This window comes from Actinomadura terrae, assembly GCF_022751215.1.
Lineage (GTDB): Bacteria > Actinomycetota > Actinomycetes > Streptosporangiales > Streptosporangiaceae > Spirillospora > Spirillospora terrae.
On the sequence record NZ_JAICDG010000001.1, the window covers coordinates 1,857,724 to 1,882,625 of the forward strand.

A 24,902-nucleotide genomic window follows, 5' to 3' on the forward strand; every position below is an offset into this window, starting at 1 on the left:
GTAACCCTGCGCGTGAAAGGTGATCGTGAGGAAGGCCGCGCCATGCCCAGACCGTTCGCGTCGTCCGCCGACCTGGACGACAAGACGCAGACGCTGGAGGTCCTGGCCGACGGCGTGTACGCGCTCACGGCCGAGGGCGACCCGAACATCGGCGCCGTCGAGGGCGAGGACTTCCTCGTCTGCTTCGAGGCCCTCGCCACCCCGGCGGCGGCCCGCGACTGGCTGGCCGTGCTGCGCACCCACACCGACAAGCCGATCCGCTACCTCGTGCTGTCGCACTACCACGCCGTCCGGACGCTCGGCGCGAGCGCCTTCCACGCGCCGGTGATCGTCGCGCACGACCGGACCCGCGCGCTCATCGCCGAGCGCGGCGAGCAGGACTGGGCGTCGGAGTTCGGCCGGATGCCCCGGCTGTTCCGGGAGCCGGAGAGCATCCCCGGCCTCACCTGGCCCACCGTCACGTTCTCCGACACGCTGACCATCGACCTCGGCGGCGACCGGGGCGACCTCGACCTCGCCTACTGCGGGCGCGGCCACACCGAGGGCGACATCGTCGCGTGGCTGCCCAAGCACAGGATCCTGTTCGCGGGAGACCTCGTCGAGACGCAGGCCGCGCTCTACACCGGCGACGCCTTCCACCGCGAGTGGGCGGCGGGCACCCTCGACCACGTCGCCTCGTTCGGCGCCGAGACCCTCGTCGGCGGGCGCGGCGCCGTCGCGCACGGCCGCGCCGCCGCCCGCGCGGCGATCGACCAGACGCGCGGGTTCCTGGAGACGATGCTCCGCGAGACCGGCCGCGTCCGCGAGGGGGGCGGCACGCTGAAGGACGCCTTCGCCGCCGTCCACGCCGCGCTCGCGCCCGACTACGGCGGCTGGCCGATCTTCGAGCACTGCCTGCCGTTCGACGTCTCCCGGCTCTGGGACGAGCTGGACGGCGTCGAACGCCCCCGCGTCTGGACCGCCGAGCGCGACCGGCAGGTCTGGGCGGAGCTCCAGGGCTGATGAGCGCCGCCGAGGCCGGCGGTGTGCCCGTCGCCGTCGTCGGCGCGGGTCCCGTCGGGCTGACCGCCGCGCTGCTGCTCGCCCGGTGGGGCGTGCCCTCGATCGTCCTGGAGCGCCGGCCGCGCCGCGTTGAGGCGGGGTCGCGGTCGATCTGCCAGCAGGGCGACGTCCTGGACATCTGGGCGGCGGCCGGGGCCGGCGCCATCGCCCGCGAGGGTCTCGCGTGGACGACCGCGCGCACCTACCACCGCGACCGCGAGCTGTTCTCGTGGACGTTCGACGACCCCGGGACGCTGCCGCCCTGCGTGAACATCTCCCAGGCCCGCACCGAACAGATCCTGGACGAGCGCGCCGCCGCCGAACCGCTGGTGGAGATCCGGTGGGGCAGCGAGGTCACGGCCCTCGACCAGGACGGCGACGGCGTCACCGTGCGGTGCGCGGACGGCTCGTCCGTCCGCGCCCCGTATGTGATCTGCTGCTCCGGCGGACGGCCCGAACTGCGCGAGTCCCTCGGCATCGCCCTGCCCGGCGAGAGCTTCGAGGACCGGTTCCTCATCGTCGACCTCCGCACCGACCTGCCCGGCCGCGAACGCGAGCGCCGCTTCTACTTCGACCCGCCCTGGAACCCCGGCCGCCAGGTCCTCATCCACCCATGCCCGGACTCCTGCTACCGGATCGACTGGCAGGTGCCGCCCGACTTCTCCCTCGCCGCCGAGACCGGCGCCGCGCTCGACCGCCGCATCCGGCAGATCATCGGCTCCCGCCCGTACGAGGTGGTCTGGGCGTCGGTCTACACCTTCCACTCCCGCGTCGCCGACCGGATGCGCGCCGGGCGCGTGCTGCTCGCCGGGGACAGCGCCCACCAGTACGCGCCGTTCGGCGCCCGGGGCCTGAACTCCGGCGTCCCGGACGCCGAGAACGCCGCCTGGAAGGTCGCGTTCGTCCTGCGCGGCTGGGCCCCGGCCGCCCTGCTCGACAGCTACGACCCCGAACGCCGCGCCGCCGCCCTGGAGAACCTGGACGTGACGACGGCGACCATGCGCTTCCTCGCCCCGCAGACCGAGCCCGAGCGGGCCGCCCGCGAGGACGCCCTGGCCCGCGCCGCCGCCGACCCCGCCGCCGTCGCGGCGGTCGACTCCGGACGGTTCGCCGAGCCGTTCTGGTACACCTCCTCCCCGCTGACCACCCCCGACCCGAAGCGGCCGCCCACCGGCCGCCCGCCCAAGGGCGCCGTCCACCCGCCCGCACCCGGCGTGATCGTGCCGGACGCCCCGCTGCCGCACGGCCGCCTCCGCGAACTGCTGCGGGACGGCTTCACCCTGCTCCTCGCCTCCGACATCGAGGACGACCTCGCCACCGGCCTCACCGGCGTCCCGCTGCGGACGCTGCGCGTCGCCGACCTCGACCCGTCGGGCGGGCTCGCCGCCGCGCTCGGCCTGCGTCCCGGCGAGGTCTGGGTCGTCCGGCCCGACGCGCACCTCGCCGCGACCCTGCCGCACCCCGCGCGGGACGCCGTCGCCGCCGCGCTCCGCAGGGCCCTCGGCGCCCCCTAGTGCACGGTGATCAGGACGGCGCCCGTCGCGACGACGCACGCCGCCGCGATCCGCCGGGGGCCGAGCCGCTCGGAGAAGAACACCGCGCCGATGACCGCCCCCGAGACCACCCCGGTCTCGCGCAGTGCCGCGACCGACGCCAGCGTTCCCCGCGTCTGCGCCCACAGCACGATCCCGTACGCGGTGACCGCGATCAGCGCACCGGCCAGGCCGGTCAGCCACTGCCGCCGGTCGAGCCGGGTGACCGTCTTCGTGCCGCGCACGGCGAGGACGGCCGCCACCGTCACCGGCCCCTCCAGCCCGAACAGCCACGCCGTGTAGGACAGCACGTCGCCCGCCGCGCGCACGCCCGTGCCGTCCACCAGCGTGTAGGACGCGATCGCCACGCCGGTGAGCAGCGCCGCCGCCACCGCGCGCGGATCGTGCGGCGTCTCGGCGGCGCGTCCGGCGAAGGCCAGCACCGCGAGCCCCGCGCACACCGCGACGATCCCCGCGGTCTGCGCGGGGGACGGATGCTCACCCAGCGCGAACGCCGCCACCAGCGCGACGACGAGCGGCGCGCTGCCCCGCGCCAGCGGGTACACCTGCCCGAAATCGCCCAGCTCATACGACTTCAACAGCAGCCCCATGTACACGACGTGGATGGCGACCGACGCGAGGAGCCACGGCCACGCCTCCGGTTCGGGGGTGAGGCCGAGCGCCAGCAGCGGCGCGACGGCGATGGCCTGGCCGAGCCCGATCAGGGCGAACGTGGCCCAGCGGTCGGGCGCGCCCTTGGCGATGGCGTTCCAGGTGGCGTGCAGGACTCCGGCGAGGATCACGGCGAGGGCGACGGTCATGCCGTAAACCCCACCCCGGAACGGCTCGTCCACGGAGCGATTTAGGCGCCGGCTAAATGGACCGGGGGAATGCGGGTATCACCGGGACGGGACCGATCAATGTCCAGATCTCGTGACAATCTGGAGGGTGCGTAGATACCCGTGGTAGCACGGTAGGGCGCGCGGGCGAATGCTTTGCCAACACGGTGGGGAGTGCCGATGAACGACGAATGCCGTCCCCGTCCCGTCATCGATCCCGACATCGCGGAGGCCGACCGCGCACTGCTCTCCGAGGCGCCCGAGCGGCTCGTCCCGGCGAGCGCCCCCGCGCCGCAACGGCCCCGGCTCCGCCCCGCCACAGCCGCCGCGAGGCTCGTGTGGATTCCGGCGTTCGCGCTGTTCTACGGCGTCCTACCGGGCGGCTGGCTGCGGCTGTTCTTCCTCGCCTCCCTCGACCACGACGAACTGCTCGGCGGCGCGGCGCGGTGGGGGCGGCTGCCCGTCCTCGCGATGATGCTCACGCCCGCCCTCCAGATCGCGCTGATCCTGCTCGGGTGGCCCGAGGTCGCCGCCGCGCTCGCCGGGGTGAGCTTCGCCGGCTGGGTGCTCGGCGCGCTGCGGCACCTCCGCGAACCGGCCGCCGCCCGCGCCGCCCGCGACCACCACGGCCGCTACCTGCTGGCCGCCGACTTCGACCGGCCCGCCGCGCGGCTGCTGGTGCGCGCCCAGCGCGCGGTCGACGACGTCCTCGGCTCGCAGGCCCACGGCGCCGGGCTGCTGGACGCCGTCAACAACCGCGTCGTCCTGCCCCGGCAGGAGTGGGCGATCGCGGGCGCCCTCGCCGAGCACACCCGGCTCCGCCGCGAGCGCGCCGCGATGCGGCCCGAGCGGCTGTCGGCGAGCGTCCGCGCCCTGCTGGAGCCGCAGGACCGCGCGCTGGCGCTGTCGGTCCGCTCGGTGACGCTGCGGATCGAGGCGCTGGAGGGCTACGCCCGCCGCGCCCGCGAGGCCGACGACGCCTACCACGAGTCGCGCGTGATCCAGGCGCTCCCCGAGCAGAACGCCCGCTACCGCGACCTGCTCGCCGGCACCGCGCGCGACGCGATGGCGGGCGCCGAGATCCGCGGCATGGCCGAGGACGCCCACCGCGCCGAGACCGCCCTGCGCGAGCGCGTGACCGTCGCCCTGCGCGCCGGCCGGGACCTCGTCGTCCCACCCGACCCGGCCCTGGAGGACCCGGCACCGGACGGCCCGCCACCGGGCGCTCTGGCGCCGGACGGCACAGCGCTGGCCGATCCGCTCCCGGGTGGTCCGGCGCCAGACGGCCCGGCAGCGGACGGCCCGGCAGCGGACGGCCCGGCAGCGGACGGCCCGGCAGCGGACGGCGCGGCGCTGGACGGACCGTCCTCGGGCGGTGGCGCGGTGCTGGAGGGGCGCTAGCGGGAGCGGCTCCGGCCGTCGGCGCGGGAGATGATCCAGTCGGCGGTGCGCCGCGCGCGGACGATGCGGCGCCGCAACCGGGGGCGCGGTCCCGCGCCCCGGCCCGAGGGGCTCGTCCGGGCGTCGGCGGACAGGCGGGTGCCCGCCCTCGCCAGTTGGGCGAGGAGCCGCCGCCGCGCGCGCGGGTCGCCGGTCTCCAGGACACACGTGTAGAGGGCCTCGATCTCGGCGACGCGTGCTCCCAGCACCATCATCCGCTCGTCCACAATGATCACCCCGCGTGTCCATTGTGGGCGCCCACCGTGAGCGGCGCACATTGTTTATCCGTTGGGCCTTTTATGGTCGGGCCGCAATGTCGGCGACCGGTTTTCGGAAGCGCGCGGTCAGTTTTCGGCGACGACGATGACGCGGTCCTCGGCGGCGAGCGTCAGCGGGGCGGTCTTGTCCGGGTTGAGGACGACGCCGTAGCCGGGCGGCTCGTGGAAGCGGGCGTGCAGCCGGTAGCCGAGCGCGACCTCGCCGCGCCGCCGGGCCGACTCGATCAGCGTCGCGAAGTCGGCGGCGGCGCCCGGTACCAGGTAGTCCCCGGCGGGCTTGAGGTAGATCTCCGAGCCCGCGGGGTCGAGCAGGTCGGCGAACACGTCGTACAGGTGCCGGTTCTCGCTGAGCTGGGTGAGCATCAGACTGATCAGCTTGTCGCTGACGACGAAGTCGTCGGCCTTGGTGACCTGCGCGACCTCCCGGTTGGCGTCGTCGTTGATCTCGCTGACGATCGAGAACGGGTCGCCGAGCGCGTCCTCCATGTCGCGCAGGTGCAGCAGCGTGACCAGCGTGCGGGCGTCGGCGTGCTCGCGGTCGAAGCCCTCGTCCGACAACACGATGACGTGCTGGTAGGTACCGACGTCGAGCGCCTCCAGCGACGGGCGGTCGGTCGGCTCGGCGCGGCTGAAGCCGACCTTGAGGTTGGCGAAGGCGGGCAGGGCGCCGGTCGGGTCGTCCCGCGGCGCCGCCACGACCAGCTCCGACCCGGCGGCGACGAAGTCGTCCAGCAGGTCGATGATCTTCGGGGCGCGGTGGTTCCAGCCGAGCAGCAGCGTCCGGGCGGGCTCCGGCTCGCGCGGGGTCGCGGTGGTGATCGCCTGCTCCCGGAAGGGCGGCGGGGTGCCGCCGCCGAGCCGGATCAGCAGGTCGTCCTCGGCGAGCACGATCACCTCGTCGTCGGCGCGGATCACCGTGCCGCCCGGCGGGTTGAGCAGCACGGTCCCGTCGCCGCGCCGCAGCCCCGCCGGGACGCCGAGGTCGTAGGCCGAGAGCGCGGCCCCGAACGTCATGCCCGCGAGCGCCGGCTCGCGGCGCATGTAGAACTCGTGGCCGGCGAAGTCGAGGAGGTCGGTGCAGACCTGGGAGAGGCCCGACTGCCGGTGCGACTGGACGATCAGCCGGATCGCGATGTCGTCGGCGTCGATCACCCGCGTCTCGGGGCCGCCCGCCAGCCGCGCGGCGGGCAGGTTGGCCGAGTCGTGCACGGCGGCGACGACGTGCGGGCGCCGCACGTCCCAGTCGCGGGCCCCGAGCGAGAGCAGCACTTTGATGACGTGGGTGTCGGAGTCGGGGACCTCCGGCGACAGCACCATGATCGAGCGTGCCGTTCCCGGGCTGACCAGCTCCAGGTCGGCGACCTTCAGCGGGTTGCCCGTCCGGCACACGATCCGGGTGCGGCCGAACTCGCCGACGCGGGCGCGCAGCGCGTCCTCCATCTCGACCTTGTCGCGGTCGGCGAGGATCGCCACGCACGAGCGGCGCTCGCTCTGGTTGGCCTCCACCAGTTCGGCGACGACCGTGAACACCTGCTCCGACCAGCCGAGCAGGACGGTGTGGTCGTGCTCGACGATCCGCGACCGGCCCTTGCGCAGCTCACCGATCTTCGCCTCCAGACCGGTGGTGATCACACCGATCAGGGAGCTGACGATGAAGATCCCGCCGATCGTGGACAGCAGCATCAGCGCGAGGAACGGGACGGTGCCGGAGTCGCCGCCCATCGTGCCCGGGTCGAGCGTGCGCAGCAGGCTCCGCCACACCATTCCGGGCCAGTGCCCGTTCCGGCGGGTGTCGCCGGGCGCGAGCAGGACGGCGGCGGTGGCGACGACGAGGACGAGCGCGCCGGAGGCGAGGGCGAGCCAGCCGATGAGCGCGGGGGTCCCCTTCGACATCGTCGTGTCGAACCAGTAGCGGAGCCTGTCCCGCCGTGTCGCGCCCGCCAACCGTCCCTGCCCCCTTCGCCCAATTTCGCCCGCTAAGGGCGGGCTATACGGTTGATCTCCGCCATGCGAAATTCGGCCGCCCCGATTCGGCGGTCCGATTCGGGGGTCCGATTGGCCGGACCGATTGGCCGGGGCGAACATCCGGCCGCAGATCCGGGCGAACATACGCAAGGGGGTCGGGGTGAGATTCCACCCCGACCCCCGGCGCCGTCGCCGGAACGCCGCCGGCCGTGCGAGCCGGTGCTAGTGCGCCGCCTCGTACTTCTCGATCACATTGGCGGGGATGCGGCCCCGCTCATTGACCTTGATGCCGCTGCTCTTGGCCCACTCGCGAATCTCGGCGGACCGCTCGCGGCTGTTGGTCGTGCGGGCGCGGCCCGCCCGGCCCGTGCTCTTGCGCGCCTTGCGCGCGCCGGCGACGAACGGCCCGAGGCCGTCGCGCAGCTTGGCGGCGTTCTTCTTGCTCAGGTCGATCTCGTAAGTGGTGCCATCGAGCGAAAAGCTGACGGTCTCGTCGGCCTCGCCACCGTCGATGTCGTCCACGAGAAGGACTTCGACCTTCTGTGCCATGCGGGGACTCCCTACTAGCTATGCGTCCGGCTTCGCGTCCGGATGGGTCTCGATGAATGCAGCATAGACCTCATCGGATATCTTGCCACGTTCGGACACTTCGATGTCCTCCCGCAATGCCCAGGCGCGGACATCGGCGTTCGTGTAGCCCTTGATCTTCGCGGCGCGGGTGGACTTGCGGCCCTTACCGGCGGGCTTCACCTCCACGGCGTTGTCGATGAAGGGCGCGAGGGCGTCCAGCATCTCGTGCAGGCGCTTGTCGTTGTCATCGCTCAAGTCGATCGTGAACGTCCGACCCAAGAGTTCGAAGTCTCGCTTTGCGACATCGTCCCCTTCGGATCCGTCGATGTCGTCCACGCGAATGACCTTCTCGGCCATGTGTGCCCTGTCTTCCTTCCCCTTGCCTACGCGGCGACCTTGACCGTAGCGGATTTCGGGTGCGGGCAGGACGGCATGGACCCCGGCGACACGGAGACGACACCGAAAAGGCACCGCCCGCGCCACCTGGCGCCATGCCCCCGGGACGCGGCGTCCGCGCGTCCCGGACCGTGTCTGCGCGCGCCCAAGGTCCGGTCAAACCGCGCATACCGCGGAGATCGCTGGGTAGCCGAGTCGCGAAGCCGAAACGTTACCAAGGGAGCTGGACATGGCGGACTCCGCCGGCCACGACGACCCGAAGCAGGAGCAACTGGAGCGGTGGCGGGTGGCCCCGAAGGACACCCGGCTCACCACCGACCAGGGCATCAGGGTCGACGACACCGACAACTCGCTCGCCGCGGGCGAGCGCGGCCCGTCGCTGATGGACGATTTCCATCTGCGCGAGAAGATCACCCATTTCGACCACGAGCGGATTCCCGAGCGCGTCGTCCACGCGCGCGGGGCCGGGGCCTACGGGCACTTCCGGCTGCACGAGTCGCTCGCCGAGTACACGACCGCCGAGTTCCTGACCGACACGTCGCTGACGACGCCGGTGTTCGTGCGCTTCTCCACCGTCGCCGGGTCGCGCGGCTCGGCCGACACCGTCCGCGACGTCCGCGGCTTCGCGACGAAGTTCTACACCCGGCAGGGCAACTTCGACCTCGTCGGCAACAACATGCCGGTGTTCTTCATCCAGGACGGCATCAAGTTCCCCGACTTCGTCCACGCGGTGAAGCCGGAGCCGCCGAACGAGATCCCGCAGGCGTCCTCGGCGCACGACACGCTCTGGGACTTCGTGCAGCTCCAGCCCGAGACCATGCACATGATGATGTGGCTCATGTCGGACCGCGCGCTGCCGCGCAGCTACGCGATGATGCAGGGCTTCGGCGTGCACACGTTCCGGCTGGTCAACGCGCAGGGGCAGGCCACGTTCGTGAAGTTCCACTGGAAGCCGGTGCTCGGCACGCACTCGCTGGCCTGGGACGAGACGCAGAAGGTCGCCGGGAAGGACCCCGACTTCAACCGCCGCGACCTGTGGGACCGGATCGAGGCGGGCGATTACCCCGAATACGAGTTCGGCGTGCAGCTCGTCCCGGCCGAGGACGAGCACCGGTTCGACTTCGACCTGCTCGACGCCACGAAGATCATTCCGGAGGAGGAGGTGCCGGTGCGGCCGGTCGGGCGGCTGGTGCTGGACCGCAACCCCGACAACTTCTTCGCCGAGACCGAGCAGGTCGCCTTCCACATCGCCAACGTCGTGCCGGGCATCGACTTCACCAACGACCCGCTGCTCCAGGCCCGGCTGTTCTCCTACCTCGACACCCAGTTGATCCGGCTCGGCGGGCCCAACTTCACGCAGATCCCCGTCAACCAGCCTGTCGCGAAGGTGCGCAACCACCATCGCGACGGCTACCACCAGATGACCCTTCAGCAGGGGCAGGCGAGCTACCACAAGAACACGCTGTCGGGCGGGTGCCCGGTCGTCGGCGGCGAGGGCTCCTACACGCACTTCCAGGAGCGCGTGGACGGCAACAAGATCCGCAAGCGGAGCGCGAGCTTCGCCGACCACTACTCGCAGGCGCGGCTGTTCTGGAACAGCATGTCCGGCTGGGAGCGCGAGCACATCGTCGGGGCGTTCCGGTTCGAGCTCGGCAAGTGCGAGCACAAGCAGGTGCGCGAGGGCGTGGTCGCGCAGCTCAACCACGTCGACCACGAGCTCGCCGTCAAGGTCGCGAAGGGCGTCGGCGTCGAGCCGCCGGTGGCCGGCGTGGCCGAGGGGCACGCCCGCACCTCGCCCGCGCTTAGCCAGGACGGGACCGGCGAGTGGCCCGTGCGGGGCCGCAAGATCGCGATCCTCGCCGCCGACGGGGTCGACTCGGCCGCGATCGCCGGCGTCGGCGAGGCGCTGACCGACGCGGGCGCGGTGTGCGAGATCCTCGCCGCCGAGGACGGCTTCGTGCAGGCGGCCAACGGCGCGCAGGTCGAGGTGACGCGCGCGATGCCGACGGTCGCGTCCGTCCTGTACGACGCGGTCCTCGTGCCCGGCGGGGAGACGGGCGTCCGGGCGCTCGCGCAGGACGGCGACGCCGTGCACTTCGTCGCGGAGGCGTTCGTGCACTGCAAGGCGATCGGCGCGATCGGCGCGGGTATCGGCCTGCTGGAGCGCGCCGGGATCACCGGCGTCCGGTTCGCCGACGGCGACACGGTGTCGGACGCGGGGGTGGTCACCACCGAGGGCGACACCTCCGGGTTCACCTCGCAGCTGATCAAGGCGATCGCCGTGCACCGGCACTGGACCCGCAAGAAGGACCACGTCCCCGCCTGAGGACGCCGCGCGGCGCACCGTCCGGCCGACCGGCCGGGTGGTGCGCCGCCGTCGTGATCTCGGTCTCCCCACCCCTCGGGCGCCGTCCGACCGGGAATGGAACGGGCCCGAATGACCTTGAACTCAGGTGGCCCTGTGTGATCACGCCGGGCGCTCCCGAAACCCCGGAGGACCACCGCATGACAGCCCAGCCCGCCGAATCCCGGCCGGCGACGGCCCCGCCTACGACGACCTCGCCGGCGACTCCCGCGCCGGCACTCGGCGTACCGGACCCGGGGCGGGACGACGGGGGCCGCGGGCTGATCGCGGTGCTGGCGTTCACCGGCATCGTCGTCGCGCTCATGCAGACGCTGCTGATCCCCGTGATCGGGCAGCTCCCCGAGCTGCTGCACACCTCCCTGTCGAACGCGACCTGGGCCATGACCGCGACCCTGCTGTCGGGCGCGGTCGCGACCCCGATCATGGGACGGCTCGGCGACCTGTACGGCAAGCGGCGGCTGATCCTCGTCAGCGTCGCCGCGGTCGTCGCCGGGTCGCTGGTCGCCGCCGTCGGCTCGAACCTGGCGCTGGTCGTCACCGGACGCGCGATCCAGGGCTTCGCGATGGGCGCGATCCCGCTCGGCATCAGCCTCATGCGCGACGTGCTGCCCCGCGAGCGGCTCGGCTCCGCGCTCGCGCTGATGAGCTCCTCGATCGGCGTCGGCGGCGCGCTCGGCCTGCCGCTCGCCGCCTACGTCGCCCAGCACTACTCCTGGCACATGCTCTTCTACGGCGCCGCCGCGCTCGGCGCGGTGTCGTTCGTCCTCGTGCTGGTCGCGGTGCCCGAGTCGACCGTCCGCGCGGAGGGGCGCTTCGACCACGCGGGGACGGTCGGCCTGTCCGCGGGGCTGCTGGCGCTGCTACTGCCGATCACCAAGGGCGGCGACTGGGGCTGGACGAGCCCGCTCACGCTCGGCCTCGTCGCCGCCGGGCTGGCGATCCTGGTGCTGTGGGGCGTGCTGGAGCTGCGGGTCCGCGACCCGCTGGTGGACCTGCGCACGACCGTCCGCCGCCAGGTGCTCCTCACCCACCTGACCGCGATCACCGTCGGCGTGTCGTTCTACGCGATGTCGCTCGTCCTGCCGCAGCTGCTGGAGCTGCCGACCGCCACCGGGTACGGGCTCGGGCAGTCGCTGCTGGTCGCCGGGCTCGCGGTGGCGCCGATGGGGGTGTCGATGATGCTCGTCTCCCCGCTGTCGGCGCGGATCTCGGCCGCGCGCGGCCCGAAGACCTCGCTGATCCTCGGGATGGCGGTGATCGGCGGCGCCTATGTCGCGGCGCAGGGGCTGATGAACGCCGTCTGGCAGGTCGCGCTGATCACGACGATGGTCGGCGCGGGGATCGGGCTCGCCTACTCGGCGCTGCCCACGCTGATCATGGGGGCGGTGGACGTCTCGGAGACCGGCGCCGCCAACGGCCTCAACACGCTGATGCGCTCGATCGGCACGTCGGTGTCCAGCGCCGTGCTCGGCACCGTGCTCGCCCGCAACACCGTCTCGTTCGGGGGGACGGACGTCCCGAACATGACCGGTTTCCGGATCTCGTTCCTCATCGCGACCGGGACCGTCGCCCTCGGCGTCCTGCTGGCGGCTTTCCTGCCGTCCGCCCGGCGCGCCGCCGCGCTCGGCTCCGGCGGGTAGCCGACCGGCCACGCCCGCCCGTCCCGAAGCGTTTGAACAGGGGCCTTCCGGTTAGCCACCAGTCAGAGGCGGACGGGCGGGGGAGGGGAGGCCGGATGCCGGTCGTTCAGGACGGACGGGATACCAGCGTCGCCGAGGCGCTGGAGCGGCACCGCAAGGGCACGCGCTTCTCCGACGTGCTCGCCACGACCGACCACAAGGTCGTCGGCTACCTCTACCTCGCCACCTCGTTCACGCTGTTCCTGATCGCCGGGCTGATGGCCATGGTCATGCGCGCCGAGCTGGCCAGGCCGGGCCTGCAACTGGTGGGCGACCAGACCTACAACGAGCTGTTCACGATCCACGGCACGATCATGCTGCTGCTGTTCGCGACGCCGCTGTTCGCCGGGTTCGCGAACGTGATCGTCCCGCTCCAGATCGGCGCGCCCGACGTCGCCTTCCCCCGGCTGAACACCCTCAGCTACTACCTGTTCGCGTTCGGCGCGCTGATGGTGCTGTTCGGCTTCGTGGTGCCGGGCGGCGCGGCGGCGTTCGGCTGGTTCGCCTACTCGCCGCTGACCTCGGACACCTACTCGCCCGGCCACGGCGGCGACCTGTGGGTGATGGGGCTGGTGCTGTCCGGGTTCGGGACGATCTTCACGTCGGTCAACATGATCGCCACGATCATCGCCATGCGGGCCCCCGGCATGGTGATGTTCCGATTGCCGATCTTCACCTGGAACGTGCTGCTGACCAGCGTCATGGTGCTCGTCGCGTTCCCGGTGCTCGCCGCCGCGCTGCTGGCGCTGGAGGCCGACCGCAGGCTCGGCGCGCACGTCTACGACTCCCAGCACGGGGGAGCGCTGCTGTGGCAGCACCTGTTCTGGTTCTTCGGCCATCCCGAGGTCTACATCGTGGCGCTGCCGTTCTTCGGGATCGTCACCGAGATCCTGCCGGTGTTCTCGCGCAAGCCGATCTTCGGCTACCTCGCGCTCGTCGCGGCGACCATCGCGATCACGGGGCTGTCGATGACCGTGTGGGCGCACCACATGTTCGCGACCGGCCAGGTGCTGCTCCCGTTCTTCTCCTTCATGTCCTTCATGATCGCCGTGCCGACCGGGATCAAGTTCTTCAACTGGGTCGGGACGATCTGGAAGGGGGAGCTGACGTTCGAGACGCCGATGCTGTGGGCGCTCGGTTTCCTCGTGACGTTCCTGTTCGGCGGGCTGACCGGGGTGATCCTCGCGTCCCCGCCGATGGACTTCCACCTCACCGACTCCTACTTCGTCGTCGGCCACTTCCACTACGTCCTGTTCGGCACCGTCGTGTTCGCGATGTTCGGCGGCTTCTACTTCTGGTGGCCGAAGATGACCGGCAAGCGGCTCGACGAGACCTGGGGGAAGATCCACTTCTGGACGCTGCTCGTCGGGTTCCACACGACGTTCCTCGTCCAGCACTGGCTGGGCGCGCAGGGCATGCCGCGGCGTGTCGCCGACTACGCCGACGGCTTCAGTACGCTGAACCTGGTCTCGTCGATCGGGTCGTTCGTGCTCGGCGCGTCCACGTTCGCGTTCCTGTGGAACATCTGGCGGACGCACCGGCACGGCGAGTACGTCGGCGTCGACGACCCGTGGGGGTACGGCGGGTCGCTGGAATGGGCGACCTCGTGCCCGCCGCCCCGCCACAACTTCGACGCGATGCCGCGGATCAGGTCGATGCGGCCCGCGTTCGACCTGCACTACCCGCCGAAGCGGCTGCCCCAGGAGGCCGAGCCCGCGCTGCCCCCGGTCGAGGACGCGCGCGCTACCGCCGCTTCGCCCGCTTCTTCTGCTTGGACCCACCGTCCCGCTCGGAGTCCCGCTCGCCGTCCCGTTCGGCGGGGGAGCCGTCGCCGCTGAGGTCGCCCTGCCCGCCGCCGTAGGACTCGCTCTGGTAGTTGAAGTAGAACCGGTTGAGCCGGGTGTGGATCTGCACGCGCGCCCGCGACGGGGTCGGCAACGGGATGATGTGCCGCGGGTAGGGCGCGACGAGCTCCTCGGGCCGCCGCGCCAGCAGGACGGCCTCCCGGTCGTCCGAGGGCTGCTCGTGCCGCTCGGTGAACCCGCCGTCCGGGGTCAGCGAGATCAGCCCGCTCTCCACGCCCTCGTCCCGGACGCGCAGGTCCCGGCGCTGGAGGCTGAGGCAGGCGCGGCGGGTGATCGCGAAGGCGAGCAGCGGGAACGCGAAGAACCCGACGCGGAAGAACCACGTCGTCGCGTACAGCGGGAGCCCGAACTTGTAGGCCAGGACGTCGTTGCCGCCCGCCGCCCACAGGTTCCCGTACCAGGCGATGACCGCCGCGCCGATCGCGGTGCGGGTGGCCGCGTTGCGCGGACGGTCGAGCAGGTGGTGGATCCGGCCGTCCCCGGTGGCCCAGCGTTCGAGGAACGGATACAACGCGATGCAGGTGAAGAAGACCCCCGGCAGGACGATGGTCGGGAGCAGCACGTTCCAGGACACGGTGTGCCCGGCGACCGTCGTCGACAGCGGCGGCATGAGCCGCAGCGCGCCCTCCAGGAACCCGACGTACCAGTCGGGCTGCGAGCCGGTCGAGACCTGCGCCGGGTCGTAGGGCCCGTACAGCCAGACGGGGTTGACCTGGAGGACCGTCGCCATGAGCGCGAGGACGCCGAAGGTGAACAAGAAGTAGGCGGTGCTCTGCACGGCGAAGTGCGGCCACGTCGGATGCCCCGAGACGGTCCGCTCGCGGCGGCCCCTGGCCGGGAACTGGGTGTGGGTCTGGTGCCAGAGGATCATCAGGTGCGCGGTGATCAGGCCGAGCAGTATCCCCGGGATCAGCAGGATATGGACGGTGAACAGCCGCGGGATGAAGTCCTGGCCGGGGAACTCGCCGCCGAACACCCACAGGCTGACATAGGTGCCGACGACGGGGATCGAGAGCATGATGCCCTGCGCGATCCGCAGGCCGGTGCCCGACAGCAGGTCGTCGGGCAGCGAGTAGCCCGCGAAGCCCTCGGCCAGCGCGAGCGTGAACAGCGTGACGCCGATCAGCCAGTTGATCTCGCGCGGCTTGCGGAACGCGCCGGTGAAGAAGATCCGCAGCAGGTGCGCGCTGATCGCGGCGAGGAAGACGTTCGCGGCCCAGTGGTGGATCTGCCGGATCAGCAGCCCGCCCCGGATGTCGAACGAGATGTGCAACGTGGAGGCGTACGCCTCGCTCATCCGCACCCCGCGCAGCGGCGCGTACGAGCCGTCGTAGACCACCTCGGAGGACACCGGCTTGAAGAACAGTGTCAGGTAGACGCCGGTGACCAGCAGGACGATGAACGAGTACAGCGCGATCTCGCCGAGCAGGAACGCCCAGTGCCCGGGGAACGCCTTGCGGAGGTTCTTGCGCAGGAACTCCGCGCCGCCGAGGCGGTCGTCGGTCCAGCGCGCGAGGTCCCCGGTCAGCCTCCGGGCGGTCGACCCGCCGTTCCGTCCCGCCATCACGTTCTCCCTGGCCAAGCCCCGTTTTCGAGCGTGCGGTACCCGGGGCGGGGGAGGGCAAACAGCGGCCGCGGGTCAGGCGGTCCGGTACAGGTCGGTGACGAGTTCGACGGCGTGCGGGACGGCGGGATGCGGGTCGTCGCGCCACCACGCGAGCCGGACCGCGATGGGCGCGGCGTCCCGTACCGGCCGGTAGACGACGCCGGGCCGCCGGTACTGCTCGACGGTGCTGCGCGCGGTGACGCCGACGCAGCGGCCGGACGCGACGGCGGTGAGCCAGTCGTCGATGTCGGTCGTCTGCTCGGTGGCGGGCCTGGCCTCGGGCGGCCACAGGTCGAGCGTGGTCGTGCCCGTCCTCGGGTCGATGAGCAGCGTCCGCCCGGCGATGTCGGCCAGCCGCACGGACCTGCGGCGCGCCCACGGGTCGTCGGAGGCCATCGCGCAGTACCGCCGCTCCAGCCCGACGACGACGTCCTCGAACCGGCGCGGGTCGGGCGCGGTCCGGACGACGGCGACGTCGCACGCGCCCTCCGCGAGCCCGCCGGTGGCCGAGTTCGTCCGGACGAGCTGGAGGTCGATGTGCGGCCACCGGCGCGGCCACTCCCGCTGGAAGGGCACGGTGTGCCGTCCCAGCGCGGCCCACGCGTACCCGACCCGCAGGCGGGTGTGCCCGGTCGTCGCCTCCCGGACGAGGTCGTCGGCGTCGGCGAGCAGCCGCCGCGCCCGCGCGAGCACCCGCGTGCCGGTGGCGGTCGGCGTCACCCGGCGGCTGGTGCGGCGCAGCAGCCGCGCGTCCAGCGCCCGCTCCAGCGCGGCGAGGGTCCGCGACACCGCCGCCTGGGAGACGCCCAGCTCGATCGCGGCGTCGGTGAACGACCCCGCGTCGGCGATCGCGACGAGCACCCGGAGCTGCCGCAGTTCCAGTTCCATACGTCCAGCGTATAGATCGCGATATGTATGCATTTTGTGCATACGGCGGGTGGACGCATGCTCGGGACATGACGAACGGCATGCCCGCCCGCTGGGCCGGGGTGGCGACGATGCTCGCGAGCGGCGCGTCCAACCAGACCGGGGCGGCGGTCGGCGCCCTGGCGTTCCCGGTGATCGGGCCCGCCGGGGTGGTCGCGGTCCGCCAGTGGGTCGCCGCCGCCGTGCTGCTCTCCGTGGGACGGCCGCGCCTCCGGACGTTCACCGGCGGGCGGTGGTGGCCCGTCCTGGCGCTCGCGGCGGTGTTCGCGACGATGAACCTGTCCCTCTACACCGCCGTCGACCGCGTCGGGCTCGGCCTCGCCGTCACGCTGGAGTTCCTCGGCCCGCTCGCGGTCGCGCTCGCCGGGACGCGGCGCCGCGTCGACCTCGGCTGCGCGCTCGCGGCGGCGGGCGGGGTGGTCACGCTGACGCGCCCGCAGCCCACGTCCGACTTCCTCGGCCTCGGGCTCGCGCTCCTCGCGGCATGCTGCTGGGCCTCCTACATCCTGCTCAACCGGTCCATCGGGCGCTCGCTGCCGGGCGCCGAGGGCTCGGCGGCGGCGGCCGGGCTGTCGGGGCTGCTGTTCGTCCCGATCGGGGTCGTGGCGCTCGTCCACCACCCGCCGACGGCGCGGGCGCTGGCCTGCGCGGGCACGGCGGGCGTGCTGTCGTCGGCGGTGCCCTTCCTCGCCGACCTGCTCGCGCTGCGCCGCGTCCCGGCCCGGCTCTTCGGGGTCTTCATGAGCGTCAACCCGGTACTGGCGGCAGCGGCGGGCCTGCTCGTCCTCGGCGAGACCCTCGGCTGGACGCAGTGGCTCGGCATCCTCGCGATCGTCACCGCGAACGCCGTCACGCTGGTGACCCGGCCCGCTGAGCAGGGGAGCCCGCCGCGTAGAGCATCTCGCGCAGGTCGGGCCGCGACTCCCGGTCGGCGCGCCACACCAGGCGGAGGCTGAGGTCGGGCGCCTCCAGCGCGAGCCTGGCGAGGGCCCCGGCGAAGATCCGGTCCCGGACGGCGAACTCCGGGACGAGCGCGACGCCGAGCCCCCGCTCGGCCCAGGAGCTCATCACGGTCACGCTCCCCGCCCGCACCCGCTCGACGTCGTCGCCGAGCAGCCGCTCACCGGCCAGCCAGAACGAGCACGCGGGCACGTTGACCAGGAGCCGCTCGCCGCGCAGGTCCGCGCGGACGACGCGCGCCGCGTCCGCGAGCCGGTGGCCGGGCGCGGCGACGAGCGCGAGCGGGACGGGCTCCAGGTCGAGGAACTCCAGCGGCGCGGGCGGCGGCGCGAACCCGAGGCCGCCGAGGCCCGGGCCGGAGTCCAGCAGCAGCGCCGCCTCCAGGTCACCGGCGGCGACGGCGCTCAGCAGCTGGTCGCGGGCGGCGTCCGCGCGCACCTCCACCCGCAGGCCGGGCCGCCGCTCGGCCAGCCGCGCCAGCACGCCCGGGACGTGTGTCGCGGCGATCGTCTCCAGCGCGCCGAGCCGCAGCGGCGGGCGCGTCCCGGCGACGTCAAGACGCGCCTCCTCCGCCTGCCGCAGCAGCCGCCCCGCCCACGCGCGCAGTCGCTCGCCCGCGGGCGTCAGCCGCATGCCCTTCGGGCCGCGCTCGAACAGCGGCACCTCCAGGGACCGCTCCAGCGCTCTGATCTGCTCAGACACCGACGACGGCGCGAGGCCGAGCGCGTTGGCGGCGTCGGTGACCGTCCGATGCGCGACGACCGCCTCGAACGTGCGTAGCTGGCGCAACTCCATGCCGGGCGCAACCCCCGCGAAGCGTTCGGATATTCCGAACGCGGCGTGCGGACGCGCCGGTGGAGCGGGCCGGGCCGGGTTCCGAGACTGGCGGTCATGAGTTCCGTCCTCTCGTCCCCTCCTCTGGCGTCCGGCGCGCGGCGCCGGCGGGCGCTTCTCGGCGTCTCGCTCGGCTACTTCATGGTGCTGCTCGACACGACCGTCCTGTCGGTCGCCGAGCCCGACCTGGCCCGGTCCCTGCACGCCTCGACCGCCGGACTGCAATGGGCCGTCACCGGTTACACGGTCGTCTTCGGCGCGCTGCTGCTGTCGGCGGGCGCCGTGGCCGACCGGTTCGGCGCCGACCGGGTGTTCCGGGTGGGCGCCGCCGCCTTCGGCCTCGGCTCGCTGGCCGCCGCGCTCGCCCCTGACCTTGGCACGCTCGTCGCGCTGCGCGCCCTGCTCGGGGCCGCCGCCGCGGCGTGCGTCCCGGCGTCCATGGCCATGATCACCCGCCTCTACCCGGCGCCCGCCGAGCGGGCGCGGGCCGTGGCGACCTGGGCGGCGACCAGCGGCGCCGCGCTCGCCGCCGGGCCCCTCGCGGGCGGCGCGCTGGTCGGCCTCGCGGGCTGGCGTGCCATCTTCCTGATCAATGTGCCGGTCGCCGCCGCCGTCCTCGTGCTGGTCGCCGGGCGGGAGGTCCGCTGCCCGCGCGGGACGCGGGCGATCGACCCGGTCGCCCAGCTGCTCGCCTGCGCGGCGCTCGGCCTGCTGACCGACGCGCTGATCGCGCTCGGCTCCGGCGCCGCCGTCCACACGGCCTGGTCGGCGGCGGGCGCCCTGCTGGCCGCCGCCGCGTTCGCGGTGGCCGAACGCCGCAGCGCCGCGCCCGTCCTCGTGCCCGCCGTGCTGCGGGCGCCCGGGATGCCCGCCGCGCTGCTGGCGGGCGCGGCGGTCAACTTCGCGATGACCGGCGTCCTGTTCGTCCTGCCGCTGGCGTTCCAGCGCGACCTCGGGCTGAGCGCGTTCGAGACCGGGCTGGCGTTCCTGCCGATGACGCTGCCGTTCGCGTTCAACCCGCTGGTCACCGGACGGATCGTCGCGCGGACCGGCCCCCGCCCGCCCATCCTCGCGGGCCTGGCCCTGCTCACCGCCGGCGGGACGGCGCTCGGCGCCGCGCTGCTCGCCTCCGCGCCCTATCCGGTGCTCGTCGCGGGCCTGCTCGGCACGGGGTTCGGCGTGTCGTTCGCGCTGCCCGCCCTCGCGACGGCCGTCGTCGCCGCCGCGCCCGAGGGCACCGCCGGAGCCGCCGGGGGGCTGCTCAACGCCGTCCGGCAGTCCGGCGCGACGCTCGGTGTCGCGATCATGGGGGCGTTCGTCCCGGACGGTTCCGGCGGGTTCGGATCCGCGCTGTTCGCCGCGTCCGCCGCCTGCGCCACCGCGCTCGCGCTGGCCGCGCTCAGACCAGCGAGGGCCGCTGGGACGCGTTGAGGCGGCGCCGCAGGTCCCGGATGTCGCCGCGCAGCCGGTCGGCGGCGCCCGGGTCCGGCTCCAGGCCGCCGAGCCGGTCGTCCAGCAGCTCCAGCTGCGCGGCGCGGAGCCGGACGAGCAGCCGCCGGGGCTCCCCGGCGGGCACGTCCCACCGCTCCTTCCGCCGCCACTTGCGGTAGGCGAGGACGTGCCCCTCGCCCGGGACGAGCACGCCCCGCTCGGTCTCCTCCCGCGCCGCCCGCCGGAACCCCGCCAGGTACCGGTACCGGGCGATCCGGTACGTCACCACCGCCGCGACCAGGATCGGCGCGCCCTTCACCGGCAGCAGCGCCAGGCCCGCCAGCACCGGCGCGTCCCACCACGAGTGCAGCGCCATCGCCACGACGAGCGCGCCGAAGGCGACCGCCACGCCCGTCCGGGACGGGCGGCCCAGCAGGCGGCCGAGGCCCGCCCCGGCGACCGCCGTCATCGCCCAGTGGCTCCACCACGCGCCGCCGATCATCCGGCTCCCGAACGAGAAGAACGCCGCCTTCGCGTCCTGCGTCGCCCCGGTCAGCACGATCGTGTTCAGTACGTACAGGAAGTTCTCGGAGATCTGGAACCCGAGCCCGACCAGCGCGCCGAAGCCGAACCCGTCCAGCGCGCCGCGCACCGCGTGCGGGAAGATCAGCGCCAGCACCGCCACGCCGAGCACCTTCAGGATCTCCTCGTCCACCGGCGCCGTGATCGCCGCGCCCCAGGTCGCGGTGAACTCCGCGCCCGCCGTCTCGCCGAGCACCGCCTGGAACGCGGCGTTCGCGGGCAGCGCCGGCCCGAAGGCCGCGAGGCCGCCCCAGCCGACCGCGATCAGCGCGTAGCCGAGCGGCCGCGACCGCACCGGATGCAGCCGCCGCAGCAGCCAGATCCCCGCCGCGAGCGCGGGCGCCAGCAGCGCCGTCCCCGCCACCGCGCCCACCGGGAACGCCCTGACCTGCGCCCCGAGGACGTCGAGGGCCACCCACGCGCCCGCCAGGCACGCGGCGGCCCACAGCCAGAACGCCGGACGCGCCGTCACGGCGCGATCCGGATCGTCCGCACCATCGCCTCGACCTGCGCCGCCGCCCGCCGGTACGCCTCGGGCGGGCCCCACGCCGTCACGGTGGCGCCGAGGGTGTCGCGGGCGAACACCGTGGCGGTCCCGGCGCCGCCGTCCCCGGCGAGGCGGCCGGTCAGCCCGCGCAGCCCGTGCGGGGTCGTGATCGTGGAAGGCCCGGCGCGCAGCCGCGCCGTCCCGCGCACCGACACGATCCGCCCCAGCCCGTCCCAGAGCGCGCTGGCGTCCAGGGGCGACAGCGGGACGACCACGCTGACGTCGAGGACGACCTCGTCCCTGGTCAGCTCCGCGCCGCTGCCGAGCGCCGAGCGGTCCTCATCGAGCGCCCAGCCCGCCGCGACCACCGTGAACGACACCGGGCGCTGGCCGCCGCGCGCCGTCCCGATCGACAGCACCGTCCCCGGCCTGACCGGCCGCTCCCCGTCGCCCAGCGCCGCGTCCAGCAGCGGCAGCCCCGCCCCGAGGACGAGTAACACGAGCGCCACGAGACCGGTGCCCCACCATCTGACCCGCCCCACGTGGCCCCCCGGAATGCCATGGAATCCGGACATGCCCCCAGGACCAGGGCCCAAACGGCATCAACCCCAGTGGCGGGGGCGCCCCAGGGCGTCCGGCAGGCGGGTCGCCGCGTCTCCCACCGCCGCGTCGACCTGCGCCTGCGTCAGGAACAGGGCGCCCCGCAGGTCGGCCCCGCGCAGATCGGCGCCCCGCAGATCGGCGCCGGTCAGGTCCGCCGTCCGCAGGTCGGCGCCGCGGAGGTCGGCCCCGATCAGGCGGGCGCCGCGCAGGCACGCGCCGCGCAGCTCGCCCGCGCTTGGCAGCGGCTGCCCCGCAAGGTCGGCACCGCGCAGGTTCGCGCCGCCCGGCCCGCGCGCCAGCTCGCTCGACCGCAGCAGCAGCGGGTTGAGCTCCTCGCGCAGCCGCGCCACGTCCACCGCGACCACCTCGTCGGGCGTGCCCCGCGTGAGCAGCTCGACGCGCTCCACCGCCCGCCGCAGCTCTCCGTGGACGGGACGCGCCGGGGGCATCCCGAGCGCCTCCGTCAGGTACCACAGCAGCTCGTGCAGCCCCCGCATGACGGGGAACACGGCGAACATCTCCCGGGCGCCGCCCTGCCGCCAGTCGCGTCCGCCGAACGTCTCCTGCGACACCTTCTGACCCGCCCCGAAGCAGTCGAAGGCCGTGCAGCCCGGAAAGCCCAGCTCCCTCAGCTTCCCGTGGACGCCGCAGCGGAAGTCCGCCAGCAGGTTGCAGCAGGGTTCGCCCGCGTCCTTGGCGACCGCGAAGTCGGCGGACCGCGCGAACGGCAACGCCACACAGCACAGCCCGAAACAACGCGCGCAGTCGGCCTTCAGCCCCGGCATCCGTCCCCTGTCCTGTGCCTTGTCGTCCCGGCTGTGTTCATGAAGCCCCGGCCCAGGGCAGCGCTGTGGCGGGCGCGGGATCGCTTCGCGGTGGCTCAGGCCGTGCTGGAACACACCCTAGGCGGGGGCACCGACAGCTCGGGACGCCGGTTCAGGCGGCGTCGTGGAAGACGAGGCCCAGCGTCCTGCGGTGGCCGGAGCGCACGACGCTGACCCCGTGCCGGACCGGCGACGCCGACCAGCCCCGCTTGGTCCGCACGGGCCGGTCCCGCGTCGTGAAGATCAGCCCGCGCCCCCGGGGCAGCGACATGGCCGTTCCCCGCGACTGGGCCCGCGCCCGCTGCTCCACCAGCAGGAACTCGCCGCCGCTGTAGTCGGCGCCCGCCTCGTCCAGGCCGATCACGACCTGGAGCGGGAACACCAGATCGCCGTAGGGATCGCGGTGCAGCGCGTTCCAGTCGTCCTGCCCGTACCGCAGCAGGATCGGGGTGGGCTTGACCTGGCCCGCCGCGTGGCACATGCCGAGCCACTCCTCCAGCGTGCCGGGCCAGGGCGCGGGACGTCCGAGCCGCTCGGCCCAGTCGCGCGCGATCGGCAGCAGCCGTGGATACAGCGCGGCCCGCAGCTCCGCGACCGCCTCGGGGAACGGCTCGGCGAAGTACCGGTACTGCCCGGCGCCGAACCGGTAGCGCTCCATGTCGATGGTCGACCGGAAACGTCCCACCTCGTCATACAGTGCCGCGATATCAGCGCATTCGTCCTTGTCGAGGAGCGGCGGCGTCAGCGCGCAGCCGTAGGCGTCGACCTCCCGGGCGAGCGCCTCCCAGTCGCCCCGCGCGACCCTGTCCGCGTAGATGCTCATGTCTCTCCAACACCGCCGGGCGCACCGGCGTTGCGCCCGCCGCGATAATGTTCATGAGTCGTTGGTGGATCTGCCGAGGAGGTGAGACCCGTTTCTGCCCGATCAGGCCGGGTGCTCCCGCCTCCACACCACAGGGCCTAACGCCGCCCGGGGAGCGCCCAGACGCGTTCCGGAAGGCGCCCATGTCATCATCACTTTTCGCATCCGTCGCCGCCAGGCTCCGCGCGGCGGGCTGCGTCTTCGCCGAGGACGAGGCGCGGCTGCTCCTCGACGCCGCCCGCACCCCGGACGAGCTGTCCGCCATGGTCGAGCGGCGGGCCGCTGGGCTGCCCCTCGAACACGTTCTCGGCTGGGCCGAGTTCGCGGGGCTGCGCGTGGCCGTGGAGCCCGGCGTCTTCGTGCCCCGGCGCCGTACCGAGTTCCTCGTCGAGCAGGCGGCGGCGCGCGCCCGCCGGGGCGGGGCGGACCGTCCCGTCGTCGTCGATCTGTGCTGCGGGACGGGCGCGCTCGGGCTGGCGCTCGCCGCGTCCCTGGACGGGTGCGAGCTGCACGCCGCCGACATCGAGGCGGCGGCGGTGCGGTGCGCCCGCCGCAACGTCGGCGCGTCCGGCCGCGTGTACGAGGGCGACCTGTACGAGCCGCTCCCGGCCACGCTGAAGGGGCGCGTCGACGTCCTGCTCGCCAACGTGCCCTACGTCCCGACCGGTGAGGTGGGTCTGCTGCCCGCCGAGGCCCGGGACCACGAGCCGCGCGTCGCGCTGGACGGCGGCGCGGACGGCCTGGAGGTGCTGCGCCGCGTCGCGGGCGAGGCGCCGGAGTGGCTCGCGCCCGGCGGACTCCTGTTGTTCGAGACGAGCGAGCGGCAGGTGCCGGAGGCGGTCGCGGTCGTGTCCGGCGGCGGGCTGTCCGCCGAGGTCGCGCGGCCGGACGAGGCGTACGCGACCGTCGTCATCGGTACGCGTCCCGGTTAGAACCCGGTGTGGGGGTATGAGCTGGGTGACGGACCAACGAAGGAGTGAATGTCTCATGCGCCGCATCACCGCAGCGCTCAACGCGATCATCGGCACAATCATCAGCGTCGTCACCCTGCCCTTCAGGGTGCTCGGCCGCCTGCTGACCCCCACGCGCGGCCGTCCCGCGCGCCGGTCGCGCCTCGGCCGTCGTCGGACCGTCTGACCGGTAGGTGAAAGGGGAGGGGCCTCGGCCCCTCCCCTTTCACGTGGAACCGGTCGCGGCGACGCCACGTCATATGGCGAGAAAACCCATTGCCGCACAGGTCGATGTGGCGCACCATAGAGGTGTCGGTCCGAACGGAAGGGAGCCGAAGTGAAGAGCAAGCAGACGCAGACCTTCGGGTCTCGTTCCCAGGGCGGTCGATTCGCTCTCCAAGGCGACTCTGGATAGGGCCACCGGGCTCCATCAGAGGCCGCCAGGGAGATATCCCGGCGGCCTTACTCATGTCCGACATTCGGACGACTCAACGACGCCACATTTGTCGCACAAGCCGAATGGTGAGGCACCTGGCTTCCAACCAGGTGGACCGGGTTCGATTCCCGGGTGCGGCTCTGGACTGGACCGGCGGGAGTAACGACCCCCGGCTGGTCCGCCTGTGCCCAGGCGGAACGGACGCCACCGTCCGCCGGGGCACGACGCCGCTCTCGTTCAACTGGGAGGACACCGGGCTCTTACCCCGGGTATAGAGGTTCGATCCCTCTGGGCGGCACGCGATGCTGGATCATCCAATGGCAGGATGCGTGATTCTGGATCACGTCATGCGGGTTCGAATCCTGCTCCAGCAGCGGCGGGGCCCGGTGGCGTGCCGGATCCCGGCGGCGGGGCGGCGGCGGTCTTGACG

The 24,902-nt window shown here is 73.3% G+C and carries 22 protein-coding genes and 3 tRNA genes; 13 read left to right on the top strand and 12 right to left on the bottom strand.

All coding sequences use genetic code 11. The annotated features are described in order from the left end of the window. Window positions 1-42: 42 nt before the first annotated feature. The gene (locus K2F47_RS08320; protein WP_242902171.1) at window positions 43-1,002 is read left to right on the top strand and encodes an MBL fold metallo-hydrolase; all 960 of its coding nucleotides are present in this window, start codon (window positions 43-45) and stop codon (window positions 1,000-1,002) included. Further along, window positions 1,002-2,555 (top strand): FAD-dependent monooxygenase, encoded by a 1,554-nt coding sequence (locus K2F47_RS08325; protein ID WP_242902172.1) that lies wholly within the window; start codon window positions 1,002-1,004, stop codon window positions 2,553-2,555. Before K2F47_RS08320 ends, K2F47_RS08325 begins: the two co-directional genes overlap by 1 nt. Here K2F47_RS08325 and K2F47_RS08330 read toward each other — a convergent pair. Continuing rightward, window positions 2,552-3,394, bottom strand: coding sequence for an EamA family transporter (locus K2F47_RS08330; protein ID WP_242902173.1), 843 nt, complete (start codon window positions 3,392-3,394; stop codon window positions 2,552-2,554). The genes K2F47_RS08325 and K2F47_RS08330 overlap by 4 nt on opposite strands. 198 nt (window positions 3,395-3,592) lie before the next feature. Between K2F47_RS08330 and K2F47_RS08335 the strand changes: the two genes are divergently transcribed. Next, window positions 3,593-4,813, top strand: a complete 1,221-nt coding sequence (locus K2F47_RS08335) for a hypothetical protein (RefSeq protein WP_242902174.1) — start codon at window positions 3,593-3,595, stop codon at window positions 4,811-4,813. Here K2F47_RS08335 and K2F47_RS08340 read toward each other — a convergent pair. The 4 genes from K2F47_RS08340 to K2F47_RS08355 all read right to left on the bottom strand — a co-directional run bounded on the left by K2F47_RS08340 (window position 4,810) and on the right by K2F47_RS08355 (window position 8,022). Then, a complete protein-coding gene (locus tag K2F47_RS08340; RefSeq protein ID WP_242902175.1) occupies window positions 4,810-5,088 on the bottom strand; it encodes a hypothetical protein in 279 nt (92 codons plus the stop codon). The two genes, K2F47_RS08335 and K2F47_RS08340, sit on opposite strands and share 4 nt — an antisense overlap. Before the next feature lie 108 nt (window positions 5,089-5,196). Then, a complete protein-coding gene (locus K2F47_RS08345) occupies window positions 5,197-7,074 on the bottom strand; it encodes a CASTOR/POLLUX-related putative ion channel (protein ID WP_308198382.1) in 1,878 nt (625 codons plus the stop codon). 243 nt (window positions 7,075-7,317) lie between these two features. Then, window positions 7,318-7,644, bottom strand: coding sequence for a histone-like nucleoid-structuring protein Lsr2 (locus tag K2F47_RS08350; RefSeq protein WP_242902176.1), 327 nt, complete (start codon window positions 7,642-7,644; stop codon window positions 7,318-7,320). Between the two features lie 18 nt (window positions 7,645-7,662). Beyond that, window positions 7,663-8,022: a histone-like nucleoid-structuring protein Lsr2 gene (locus K2F47_RS08355; RefSeq protein ID WP_242902177.1), complete on the bottom strand. Its 360-nt coding sequence runs from the start codon at window positions 8,020-8,022 to the stop codon at window positions 7,663-7,665. Window positions 8,023-8,290: 268 nt separating this feature from the next. Here K2F47_RS08355 and K2F47_RS08360 point away from each other — a divergent pair, with 268 nt between their 5' ends. The 3 genes from K2F47_RS08360 (at window position 8,291) to ctaD (ending at window position 13,943) form a co-directional block, all read left to right on the top strand. Next, window positions 8,291-10,387, top strand: coding sequence for a catalase (locus K2F47_RS08360; RefSeq protein WP_242902178.1), 2,097 nt, complete (start codon window positions 8,291-8,293; stop codon window positions 10,385-10,387). A 179-nt stretch (window positions 10,388-10,566) separates the two neighbouring features. Continuing rightward, window positions 10,567-12,066, top strand: a complete 1,500-nt coding sequence (locus K2F47_RS08365; RefSeq protein WP_242902179.1) for an MFS transporter — start codon at window positions 10,567-10,569, stop codon at window positions 12,064-12,066. Between the two features lie 95 nt (window positions 12,067-12,161). Further along, window positions 12,162-13,943, top strand: a complete 1,782-nt coding sequence (gene ctaD / locus K2F47_RS08370; RefSeq protein WP_242902180.1) for an aa3-type cytochrome oxidase subunit I — start codon at window positions 12,162-12,164, stop codon at window positions 13,941-13,943. On the opposite strand, the gene qcrB is transcribed toward ctaD, so the two are convergent. Beyond that, complete coding sequence (qcrB, locus tag K2F47_RS08375; protein WP_242902181.1) at window positions 13,849-15,534, bottom strand: cytochrome bc1 complex cytochrome b subunit; 1,686 nt, start codon at window positions 15,532-15,534, stop codon at window positions 13,849-13,851. The two genes, ctaD and qcrB, sit on opposite strands and share 95 nt — an antisense overlap. Before the next feature lie 75 nt (window positions 15,535-15,609). Then, window positions 15,610-16,464, bottom strand: a complete 855-nt coding sequence (locus tag K2F47_RS08380; RefSeq protein ID WP_242902182.1) for a LysR family transcriptional regulator — start codon at window positions 16,462-16,464, stop codon at window positions 15,610-15,612. A gap of 68 nt (window positions 16,465-16,532) precedes the next feature. On the opposite strand from K2F47_RS08380, the gene K2F47_RS08385 reads away from it, so the two are divergent. Next, a complete protein-coding gene (locus K2F47_RS08385) occupies window positions 16,533-17,459 on the top strand; it encodes an EamA family transporter (RefSeq protein WP_242902183.1) in 927 nt (308 codons plus the stop codon). Here K2F47_RS08385 and K2F47_RS08390 read toward each other — a convergent pair. Then, entirely contained in the window at window positions 17,353-18,258 is a 906-nt protein-coding gene (locus K2F47_RS08390; protein WP_242902184.1) for a LysR family transcriptional regulator, read from the bottom strand. The genes K2F47_RS08385 and K2F47_RS08390 overlap by 107 nt on opposite strands. A gap of 96 nt (window positions 18,259-18,354) precedes the next feature. Between K2F47_RS08390 and K2F47_RS08395 the strand changes: the two genes are divergently transcribed. Further along, window positions 18,355-19,728, top strand: coding sequence for an MFS transporter (locus K2F47_RS08395; RefSeq protein WP_242902185.1), 1,374 nt, complete (start codon window positions 18,355-18,357; stop codon window positions 19,726-19,728). Here K2F47_RS08395 and K2F47_RS08400 read toward each other — a convergent pair. The 4 genes from K2F47_RS08400 to K2F47_RS08415 form a co-directional block, all read right to left on the bottom strand. Continuing rightward, window positions 19,697-20,782 carry a PrsW family intramembrane metalloprotease gene (locus tag K2F47_RS08400; protein ID WP_242902186.1) on the bottom strand — a complete coding sequence of 362 codons (1,086 nt, stop codon included), beginning with the start codon at window positions 20,780-20,782 and terminating at the stop codon, window positions 19,697-19,699. The genes K2F47_RS08395 and K2F47_RS08400 overlap by 32 nt on opposite strands. Further along, a complete protein-coding gene (locus K2F47_RS08405; protein ID WP_242902187.1) occupies window positions 20,779-21,339 on the bottom strand; it encodes a hypothetical protein in 561 nt (186 codons plus the stop codon). The genes K2F47_RS08400 and K2F47_RS08405 overlap by 4 nt, the downstream gene beginning before the upstream one ends. 60 nt (window positions 21,340-21,399) lie before the next feature. Next, window positions 21,400-22,185 (bottom strand): pentapeptide repeat-containing protein, encoded by a 786-nt coding sequence (locus tag K2F47_RS08410; RefSeq protein WP_242902188.1) that lies wholly within the window; start codon window positions 22,183-22,185, stop codon window positions 21,400-21,402. A gap of 151 nt (window positions 22,186-22,336) precedes the next feature. Beyond that, window positions 22,337-23,047, bottom strand: a complete 711-nt coding sequence (locus K2F47_RS08415; protein WP_242902189.1) for a 2OG-Fe(II) oxygenase — start codon at window positions 23,045-23,047, stop codon at window positions 22,337-22,339. 182 nt (window positions 23,048-23,229) lie between these two features. On the opposite strand from K2F47_RS08415, the gene K2F47_RS08420 reads away from it, so the two are divergent. The 5 genes from K2F47_RS08420 to K2F47_RS08440 all read left to right on the top strand — a co-directional run bounded on the left by K2F47_RS08420 (window position 23,230) and on the right by K2F47_RS08440 (window position 24,846). Next, on the top strand, window positions 23,230-24,018 hold the full coding sequence (locus K2F47_RS08420; RefSeq protein WP_242902190.1) for a putative protein N(5)-glutamine methyltransferase: 789 nt from the start codon (window positions 23,230-23,232) through the stop codon (window positions 24,016-24,018). A 55-nt stretch (window positions 24,019-24,073) separates the two neighbouring features. Next, a complete protein-coding gene (locus K2F47_RS08425) occupies window positions 24,074-24,223 on the top strand; it encodes an LPFR motif small protein (protein ID WP_242902191.1) in 150 nt (49 codons plus the stop codon). A 318-nt stretch (window positions 24,224-24,541) separates the two neighbouring features. Continuing rightward, window positions 24,542-24,612, top strand: a tRNA-Gly gene (locus tag K2F47_RS08430). Window positions 24,613-24,698: 86 nt separating this feature from the next. Then, window positions 24,699-24,770: transfer RNA gene (locus K2F47_RS08435), tRNA-Lys, on the top strand. A gap of 5 nt (window positions 24,771-24,775) precedes the next feature. Continuing rightward, window positions 24,776-24,846: transfer RNA gene (locus tag K2F47_RS08440), tRNA-Gln, on the top strand. The last annotated feature ends 56 nt before the right edge of the window (window positions 24,847-24,902 follow it).